General features: G+C 48.9%; 8 protein-coding genes and 1 riboswitch. Of the genes, 7 read left to right on the forward strand and 1 reads right to left on the reverse strand.

All coding sequences use genetic code 11. The features are described from left to right. The 7 genes from QP794_RS32530 (at position 1) to QP794_RS32560 (ending at position 9135) form a co-directional block, all read left to right on the forward strand. On the forward strand, positions 1-975 hold the full coding sequence (locus QP794_RS32530) for an AAA family ATPase (RefSeq protein WP_285080768.1): 975 nt from the start codon (positions 1-3) through the stop codon (positions 973-975). Continuing rightward, complete coding sequence (locus QP794_RS32535; protein WP_285080769.1) at positions 972-2198, forward strand: DUF58 domain-containing protein; 1227 nt, start codon at positions 972-974, stop codon at positions 2196-2198. The genes QP794_RS32530 and QP794_RS32535 overlap by 4 nt, the downstream gene beginning before the upstream one ends. Further along, entirely contained in the window at positions 2185-4548 is a 2364-nt protein-coding gene (locus QP794_RS32540) for a DUF4129 domain-containing transglutaminase family protein (protein WP_285080770.1), read from the forward strand. Before QP794_RS32535 ends, QP794_RS32540 begins: the two co-directional genes overlap by 14 nt. A gap of 314 nt (positions 4549-4862) precedes the next feature. Beyond that, positions 4863-6401, forward strand: a complete 1539-nt coding sequence (gene guaA / locus QP794_RS32545; RefSeq protein ID WP_024630777.1) for a glutamine-hydrolyzing GMP synthase — start codon at positions 4863-4865, stop codon at positions 6399-6401. A gap of 113 nt (positions 6402-6514) precedes the next feature. After that, a complete protein-coding gene (locus QP794_RS32550; RefSeq protein WP_285080771.1) occupies positions 6515-6751 on the forward strand; it encodes a hypothetical protein in 237 nt (78 codons plus the stop codon). A 95-nt stretch (positions 6752-6846) separates the two neighbouring features. Then, entirely contained in the window at positions 6847-7095 is a 249-nt protein-coding gene (locus QP794_RS32555; RefSeq protein WP_285080772.1) for a hypothetical protein, read from the forward strand. A 384-nt stretch (positions 7096-7479) separates the two neighbouring features. Next, positions 7480-7579: riboswitch (purine riboswitch) on the forward strand. Positions 7580-7758: 179 nt separating this feature from the next. Further along, entirely contained in the window at positions 7759-9135 is a 1377-nt protein-coding gene (locus QP794_RS32560) for an NCS2 family permease (RefSeq protein WP_079345119.1), read from the forward strand. 366 nt (positions 9136-9501) lie between these two features. On the opposite strand, the gene QP794_RS32565 is transcribed toward QP794_RS32560, so the two are convergent. Beyond that, a partial coding sequence (locus QP794_RS32565) for a hypothetical protein (protein ID WP_285080773.1) occupies positions 9502-9701 on the reverse strand: 200 nt, incomplete at its 5' end.

The raw sequence follows: 9701 nt of genomic DNA on the forward strand, positions 1-9701 counted from the left end.
ATGGAACATGAACATGCCGTTGAATTGCTGAACAGAGTTATGAAGCGAGTGGAAAGTGTGATAATTGGCAAGAAACAAGAAATTCGATATGTGCTGACTGCAATGCTTAGTGGAGGGCATGTACTTCTGGAAGATGTACCGGGTACAGGCAAAACGATGCTGGTTCGGGCTGTCGCTTCTGCACTGGATTGCTCTATGGGACGAATTCAGTTCACGTCGGACGTGATGCCGGCGGATGTGACAGGTACGTCGATATATCATCCACATACGGGAGAATTCAAATTTCGCCCAGGACCCGTCATGTCCAATATTGTTCTGGCGGATGAAATCAATCGGGCTTCCCCCCGCACCCAGTCTGCACTACTGGAAGCGATGGAGGAACGACGCATTACGGTGGATGGCACAACCTATGCTTTGCCACGCCCGTTCTTTTTGCTGGCGACACAAAATCCGTTGCAGTTTGAGGGCACCTATCGTCTGCCTGAAGCGCAGCTGGATCGATTTATCATGAAGATTGGACTGGGATACCCTGAGCCCGAGCAGGAAGTAGAACTGTTAACTAGGATGCAAAGCAGAGAACTGCTTGATGAACTTCGTCCTGTCATGCTTGCTGAAGAAGTCGTAGCCATGCAGCGTGAAGTGAAGCATGTACATGTTGACCCAGTGGTCAAACAGTATTTGGTTGCTGTCGCCGTGGCCTCCAGAAGTCATCCGTCGGTAAGACTGGGCATTAGCCCGCGCGGAACATTGGCCTGGATGGCTGCTGCACAATCGTTTGCTTATCTCCAAGGTCGCAGCTATGTCATTCCCGATGATGTGAAAGAGATGGCTGTCCCGGTCCTTTCCCACCGTGTTCAGTTAAAGGCCCAGAACAGAGCGGAAGTCTGGGGTCAGGCGCAGGTAATTCAGGAAGTCCTTGCAGCGGTCCCTGTACCTGTACAGATGGCGGCACAGGGAAGGGGACGGCGTCAATGAGTGCGCTGGGTCAACGGATGTTGGGTGCTGTCTTGGTGGTGGCTTTTGCCTCTTTCTATGTATGGCATGGCGGCAAAGCTGCGCTTTTTCTGTCCATGATCGCGACCTTGATGCTCGTAAGCGCACTGAGTATCCATTTTTTCGGTCCGCGCAATATTAACATTCGGCGGCAAATGCATGCGAATCGGGTTGTGGCAGGTGAAAGAACGATGGTAGCGGTGGAACTGAAATTCGACTGTCCGTTTCCACTGTTATGGATCATTCTGTGTGAGAATACACCTGCTGGCGTACACCGTAAATTGCTATTCCCGGGAACCCGTCGCCAGTTTACGTATCAATATGAATTATCGGGTTTGCGAAGAGGTGTGTACAGATGGGAATCAGGGGAATTATATTGGGGTGATATTTTCGGATGGAACACGGCCTCTGCAGAGACGGTGAATCATACCCCGCTAATTGTTGTGCCTCAAGCAATGGAATGGGGCGAGAGTGCTCCCGGAGAATGCTCAGCCATAGGTGAAGATGCGCTGTCTGAACGAAGAAGCAGTCAGGGAAATCGAAGTCCTGAGTTCCGGGAATACCAGCAAGGAGATCCTCTGGGGCGTGTTCATTGGAAAAGCACAGCCAAAACGGGTCGGCTTCAAACTTTTTTGCCTGAATCCTCAGATTCTGCCTCGCTGGGCATCCTTGTGTATGAAGGTGCATCAGGTTATGAAGTAAAGCAGTCAGAAAAGAGAGATACGCCTGCTTTTGAACATGCGGTCCGTGCAGCAGCCCGTTGGATTTATACCGCTGAACGGGATAACATACCTTATCAGCTGTGGACAGAAGGCGGTGTGTCAGGATCTGCCCACCAGGAGAAATGGCAACAAGAACTTTTGTATTCACCTGAAAGCCATGAACTGGACAAACTGGCACAGGCACGAATTTCAACGACTCTATCTATAACTCCGTCGCTTCGTATAGAGATGTTGGATAGAATGGCGATCGGGTCACGAATTGTGGTTCTCACCGGAAGAATGGATGACGCTCTGGTGGACTGGGTCATGTGTGCAACCGGGTTGGGGTACAGGGTAGATGTTCAACTGACCGATCAAACCCATCGTGACGTGGGCAATGAAAGTCTGGAACAGCTTCGTCAAAGAGGAGTACAGATCCATTGGATCACAGACGGCTCATTACCTTCAATGAGAAAGGCGGAGGTAACGGATGTGGGAGCATAATGGAAACCTTCAAGCGAATTCCACAGTAGCTGAAAAGGGGCGTACCGCCAGTTTAGGATTAGAGTCTGTGCAATCCATATATAAAGCTGAAACGAGGACATCTGGAGTAGATCTGAGGAGTAATGGTCAAAGCTCGGAGCCTCTCCTTTATAGAATTGGTATTTCTGCCATTTTGCTTATATTGTCCCTGGAGTGGATCTATCCTATAACGTCAACGGGTCAGCAGGGCAGTGAACGATTCTTGTCCGTAATGGCAGGATTAATAGGGGTCTTGCTGCTCGTGGGGTTGCTTCGTACGGGCTGGATCACGGGAATACTAATCAGGCTCTGTATTGCGCTAGCCGCATTATGCTGCATGTATGGAGGTAATGACCCTGCCGGATGGGCAACGACATACCCGGCCACTTTTTCGGCAGATATGGTCAGTTTCTTGAGTACTTGGCGTTTTCACTCGATTAGTGTAGAAACAAGAGGTCTGCTCATGATGTGCGGCTGGAGCATGCTAATGGCTTCTGTGCAGTCGCTTGTACTGCTGCGACGAAGTGTGATGCTGTTTGGCAGTGCAACATTGGTCTATTTGCTGCTGCTTGAATCCTTTGCCGGGCTGGATGTATATGCTTCGGTAGTACGTTCTGTGCTGTGGATTCTACTCATTCAGGCCATGCTGCAGTTGCTTCGTCTTAATGGCGGGGTCACGACCCCGATCTTTAGGAACAGTCCTTACGGCCGTTGGTGTACAGTAACACTTACGGTGTCGGCAGGTATGGTACTTTGCTCAGCGATTCCTGGTCAGCTTGCTTCCCTTCCTCCGCCGGAACGGATATCCCTTGAGCAGATGGGTGAGCGGCTGGCCCGCTGGGCAGGCTATACACAGCACGGAAGTATTCCTGCCGCAACCGCCGTCACAGGATATAGTACAGCAGATGCACCAATGGGGGCCCCTTTGGTACAGGGAGACATGATTTTTTTTACGGCGAAAAGCCCGGAAGCTACGTATTGGCGGGGCGAGACCCGTTCATATTATAACGGAAGCACCTGGAGCGATCCGGTGCAAAGCTTTGCGACGGCAAGTCCATCCGGATTGGTGCGTACCGATGGTTGGGAGTATCCAGCCTATTGGCAGCATATTCGTCAAACGGTGACAATGAAGCGAGAATGGCGAGGACCAAATCCCCTTTTTACAGGCGGAACGCCGCTCAATCTTTCGTTCCAGGATAAGAACAGTGATCTTCAGAAGAACAAACGTTTACTTCTGTCGAATGAAGATTCAGCAACGTTATGGCTCGCGGGTACCTATGACGATCAGCCGGTCAAAAGTTATACGGCAGATGTGATGATTCCTGTGGCTACACCTGAACAACTACGCCTTCTGGAGAAGACGTCCACAATGAAGGATCCAGCCGCTGTTCGCAGAACGTATCTGCAACTGCCGACGTCGCTTCCCGGGCGTGTACAGGCTCTTGCCAAGGAAATCATTCGGGGCAGCGATACCCGTTATGATGCTGTACAAGCCGTGAAGAATTACTTAGCCGAACACGCCGAATATACGCTGGATACCCGTATGCCACCCCGAGGAACTGATTTTGTGGACGATTTTCTGTTCGTCACACGGCAGGGATATTGCAATCATTTCTCAACAGCCATGATTGTACTGCTGCGTGCAGAGGGCATCCCGGCACGCTGGGTTAAGGGTTTTGGACCGGGTGAAGCAGACCCGGACGACTCCGGGCAATACATCGTTACTCAGGGAGATGCACACTCCTGGGTTGAAGTGTATTTCCCCGGCGCGGGCTGGATGCCATTCGAGGCTACGCCTGGCTTCACCATGACTCAGGGTGAAGGCCAAGACGCTGCTGCACTTAGCGGGCAGCAGCCCGTTGCCGTAACCCCGCCGCAGACAGACGGCGGGGTGGCTCACGCGGGCGCATGGCTGCTCGCCCGCGCACGGGCCATTGCCGCGCACCCATGGCCCGCGGCAGCCCTTGCGGCAGCGGCGCTGCTGTGCGCCGCCGGGGCCGTGCGCATGCGGCGGCTTCGCCCCGCGCTGCGCCTAAGGCTGCTGCTGGCGTGGCCGCGCAGCAGCTTTCCAGACCGCGAGCGGCTGCTTAGCGCCGCCGCTCCGGTCTGGGCCGCGCTCGCGCGCCACTACGGCCCGCGGCCGCCGGGAATGACGCTGCGTGAATATGCAGCGTCACCCCCTGTGGCCACAGGCACGGATGGCGCGGACATCGCGCGGTTTGCAGCCGACTGGGAACGGCTGCTGTACGGGCCGGACCGTCCGCTGCGTGCGGACAGTCTGGACTTCCTGCGCCGGGCGCTTCATCTGGCCCGGCGGATGCAGGCGCTGTAACACGAAGTACAGCGCACCGCTATACATAGACGCCTTTCTCGCCCTATAAGCGAACGAGGCGTCTTTCCGCGGGCATACACTATGAGCTTCATGCGGAAGATCTCTTTTATGATGGTAAAAGTGCATAAAGCCTTTTCTTATATTTCCCATCGGGAATGAATGGAATCAAAGTAAAAATATTCGACCCAATACCGTAATTTCAGACGTTGGATTTACCATGTTTTGAGATGTCGAAAAAAGGAGTTTCGCCTTTCCTTGACGGTATGTTTTGTCGTTGCGTATAATTAGTTTCATTAATTGAGGGAGGCACGGTAATGAATAAGCAAAATGAAATAGTGGTTGTCCTTGACTTTGGGGGACAATACAACCAGTTAATCGCCAGAAGAATCCGGGATCTCGGCGTATACAGCGAGCTTTTGCCGTATAACACACCAGCGGAGAAAATCGCAGAATTATCACCAAAGGGTATCGTGTTCTCGGGTGGACCATCTAGCGTTTACGCAGAAAATGCTCCACACGTAGATCCGGCCATTTATGATCTGGGCTTGCCAATCTTCGGAATTTGTTACGGTATGCAGCTCATGGCACAACAACTTGATGGTAAAGTGGAGCGTTCCGAGAAGCGCGAGTACGGTAAAGCGGATATCGAGTTTGCGCCAGGTGCTGCTCTTGCACAAGGTATCGAAGGTGAACATACGGTATGGATGAGTCATGGTGACCACGTGGTTGCTCTTCCTGCTGGATTCAAACTGGATGCAGGCACGGAAAGTGCGCCAATCGCTGCGATGAGCAATGACGAGCGCAAATTGTATGCTGTTCAGTTCCATCCAGAAGTGCGCCACTCTGTTCGCGGTAATGAAATGATTAAAAACTTCCTGTACGAAATCTGTGGTTGCGAAGGCAACTGGAGCATGGAGACGTTCATCGAAGATACGATCAAGGATATCCGTGAAAAAGTGGGCGACGGTAAAGTATTGTGCGCACTTAGCGGCGGTGTGGATTCCTCCGTTGTGGCTGCATTGCTTCACAAAGCCATCGGTGACCAACTGACATGTATGTTTATCGACCATGGTCTGCTGCGCAAAGGCGAAGCGGAGAGCGTAATGGAGACGTTCGTCGGCAAATTCGACATGAAAGTTGTCAAAATTGATGCACAAGAGCGTTTCCTCTCCAAACTGGCAGGCGTGGATGATCCGGAACAAAAACGTAAAATCATCGGTAACGAGTTTATTTACGTATTTGACGAAGAGTCCAAGCAGTTTGATGATTTTGCATTCCTGGCGCAAGGTACACTGTACACGGATATCGTGGAAAGTGGCACAGCGACAGCTCAAACGATCAAATCCCACCACAATGTGGGCGGATTGCCTGAGGACATGAACTTCAAGCTGATCGAACCACTGAGCGCTTTGTTCAAAGACGAAGTGCGTAAAGTCGGCGAAGAGTGCGGTCTGCCAGAAGCAATCGTGTGGCGTCAGCCGTTCCCAGGTCCGGGTCTGGCTATCCGTGTACTGGGCGAAGTGACTGAGGACAAGCTCAAAATCGTTCGTGATTCGGACTACATCCTGCGAGAAGAAATTATCAAAGCCGGTCTTGACCGCGAAATCTGGCAATACTTCACAGCCCTGCCTAACATGAAGAGTGTTGGGGTAATGGGTGACGCGCGTACGTATTCCTATACTGTAGGTATCCGTGCTGTAACGTCCATCGATGGTATGACAGCTGACTGGGCACGTATCCCTTGGGACGTACTGGAGAAAATCTCCGTGCGGATCGTTAACGAAGTGGATAACGTAAACCGTATCGTGTATGACGTAACTTCCAAACCACCAGCAACGATTGAGTGGGAATAGAAGTTTAACTACACAGATGAAATAACAAGGGATCGGAGTTTCCTTCAAAGGAGCTTCGGTCTCTTTTTTTTTCTTTCATTTGGTGTTGTACAAAGAATCGAACTCAAACCCGGATGGACTCGCAAGGAGGTAGCCGCACTAGCCTGAAAGAGCTCGCTCTCCTGCAAATGAAACAGATTACCGCTGAGGATATCGAATCCCTGATTCATCGTAAATCCTTGGTAAGAATGATGGTTCATTTGAAAAATGCCAAACAGCAAAAAGCCGCGAAGCAGGCGATTATGGCAGCAGGTATATGGGATGAGAGTGGATGGTGGTATAACGATAACGAGGAATCTCTAAATATTTAATTTCTTTTTTAGGTTCATTTCAGCTTGTTTTCATGTGGGGCTTGTACACTGAGTACATAATACGGCTACATGGCACTGAAAGGAGAATTGAATATATGCGTAAAACCGACAATATGAGCAAATGGAAGATGGGCATTGGAAGTGCATTTCTGATGGTGATGCTGGCAGGATGCGGCTCGGGTATGCAGGACTTGGCTCTCGGTGCGGGGGATTCTTCATTTGCAAATGTAGAGGCAGCAGATTCGTCTTCCGATCAGACCCGGAATCAGGAGTTGTATAAAGGAACAACCGGTACTACTGATCCGGAACAACAGCAGGTACAGGACGTTCAAACAGAGATTTAGAATATAGGACCCATCATGTAAAAAAATGAACTCGTAACCGAGCAGTCCGCTCTCTATACCTAATCTTTCGAATACCCAAATACATTATCCTCATCACATAATTATTCTATCAATAACCTATTAAGCTACCATGGATCATCGTGTGCATGCCACCTTTGACTGCGGTAGCTTTTTGATATATTGCAAATGATGGAAATACCCTTTGGCAAGATCAACATATACTTGAAAAATTCACCGGAAACCTCATTTAAATTTGGGTTGTAAACCGCTGAACTGGTTCATTTTGTTAAATAATACGAACGATTTAGTTAATGAGTGCGAATAACATTCGTTTTTCTCATTGACAACTAGATGCAACCCTCCTAAAATAGTGATGGGAAACACACAAATAGCGCATAACTACTTCGTATAATCCTGGGGATTGGCCCGGGAGTCTCTACGAGATCACCCTAATGATCTGGCTACGAAGAGGAGAAGGCTGAGCACATGAATTCTACATGATTGCGTCGGGCATGACACCACGCACATTAGAATTTTTTTTGTTCTCCGTATTGGCACCGTGCCACTCCTCATCAGCTAAAACCCTGGGTGATGCATTCATCTTAGGGTTATTTGTCGTTTTTCAATATGGCTTCAACATCTCTAAGGAGGAATTGGTGAATTATGGATCGTTTCTTTAAATTAAAAGAAAACGGAACGAACGTTAGAACGGAGATTGTTGCGGGTCTCACTACCTTTATGACAATGGCGTACATTCTTTTTGTCAACACGCTGTTCTTGGGATCAACTGGAGCCGGAATGTCGGATAATGCCGTATTTTTTGCAACAGCCGTAGGTGCTGGTTTGATGACTATTATCATGGGATTGTTCGTTAACATTCCGATCGCCCTTGCACCAGGCATGGGGTTGAATGCTTATTTCATGACCGTGGTTTTGAGCTCAAACGGAGCGATTTCCTGGCAGGCCGCTCTCGGAGCTGTATTTATCTCTGGTATCGTATTTATTATTTTGACTGTGACCAAGATCCGTCAGATGCTGCTCGTTGCAGTTCCGGATTCATTAAAAATGGCAATCACAGTTGGTATTGGTCTTTTTATTACCATTGTCGGTTTCAAACTGGCTAATCTGGTCGCGGTAACAGTCAATGTTGCACCAGATGCGGATCTGAGCCAGCCGATTCCGGGCAGCAGCTTCAATCTGTCTTTGGGTAATTTTATAACGCATCATGATGCATTACTGGCCTTGATCGGACTACTCATTATTGCTGTACTGATGGTTATGCGCGTCAAAGGTGCACTGCTAATCGGTATTATTGCCACAACGTTAATTGGTATACCGATGGGCGTTACGAATCTTAGTGGCTTGTCCGGTGCAAGCTGGTTGCCTAACTTCAGCGATCTGGCGGTTGGTCAACTGGATCTAAAAGGTGCAATTAGTCTTGGATTGTTTGAAATCATCTTCATCTTCACCTTTGTAGAGTTGTTTGATACATTCGGAACGATGGTTGGTACAGCAACGCGAATGGGGATTATGAAGGACAAGAAGAAAGGCGAGAAAACGATTGGTAAAGCAATGCTCGTCGATGCTGTGGGTGTAAGTGCGGGTGCTGCCCTGGGTACGAGTACCATTACTGCTTTCGTTGAAAGTGCCTCTGGTGTCGAAGCTGGTGGACGTACAGGTCTGACTTCTGTAACAACAGGTATTCTGTTCATCCTGGCCTTGTTTATTGCTCCGCTGGCACTGGTTGTTCCGTCCGCTGCAACAGCTCCGGCATTGATCATCGTCGGTGTCTTGATGATGAGCCAGGTTCGCAGCATTGAGTGGGATGACTTCCTGCAGGCTTTCCCAGCCTTTCTTACAATCGTATTGATGCCTTTTACTGGAGGAATTGCGAACGGGATCTCCGCAGGTATTGTATCCTATGTCATTCTGGCCGTATTCAGTAACCTGGTTACGGAGCGCAAAGTGAAGATACATTGGCTTATGTGGATATTGGCTATCATTGTTATATGCCGGTACGTATTCATCGGTGGAGAATAACAAGTTTAACGGATAGAAATAGGTTAATTACTTGTCATGGGTTCGTTATGATAAAAAATGAAGAAGCAGAAGCCTCGATACGATATCGGGGCTTCCGTTTTTTTTGTCTCTTCTATATATAAAGGAGAAACAAATATGAGTTACGATTTGATGGTTTTTGATTCAGTTCTGGCTCAGGTTGATAAAACATTGTTCATGAGCTGGTACGGCGAACAGACAAAGTGGTCTAGTTAACGGCAAGCTGGATATAAGCTGTTTGAAAGATATTCTACTATATATAATAGATAGTGGTGTAATGTAAGAGAGTTGTTAATCTCCGAGGTTGGAATGATAGTTTCTGCTACGGGATGAATTAAACTATTAGATTTAAGCTCGTTTTTCAGGTTTGGTCCATGACTTGTCGTACTGGGGATGAATCGAGGGAATAGGTGGAGAGAGTATGTAGGAAATGAATTTATAAAATATGAAAATAAAGCTTGCATTCAAAAACTGTACATGGTATATTCTAATTCCGGCCAAGAAAACACGAGAAACACGGTGCGGCAAGCGAAACAAATAAGCTTCGA

Source organism: Paenibacillus sp. UMB7766-LJ446, assembly GCF_030226665.1.
In the GTDB taxonomy this organism is placed as follows: domain Bacteria; phylum Bacillota; class Bacilli; order Paenibacillales; family Paenibacillaceae; genus Paenibacillus; species Paenibacillus vandeheii.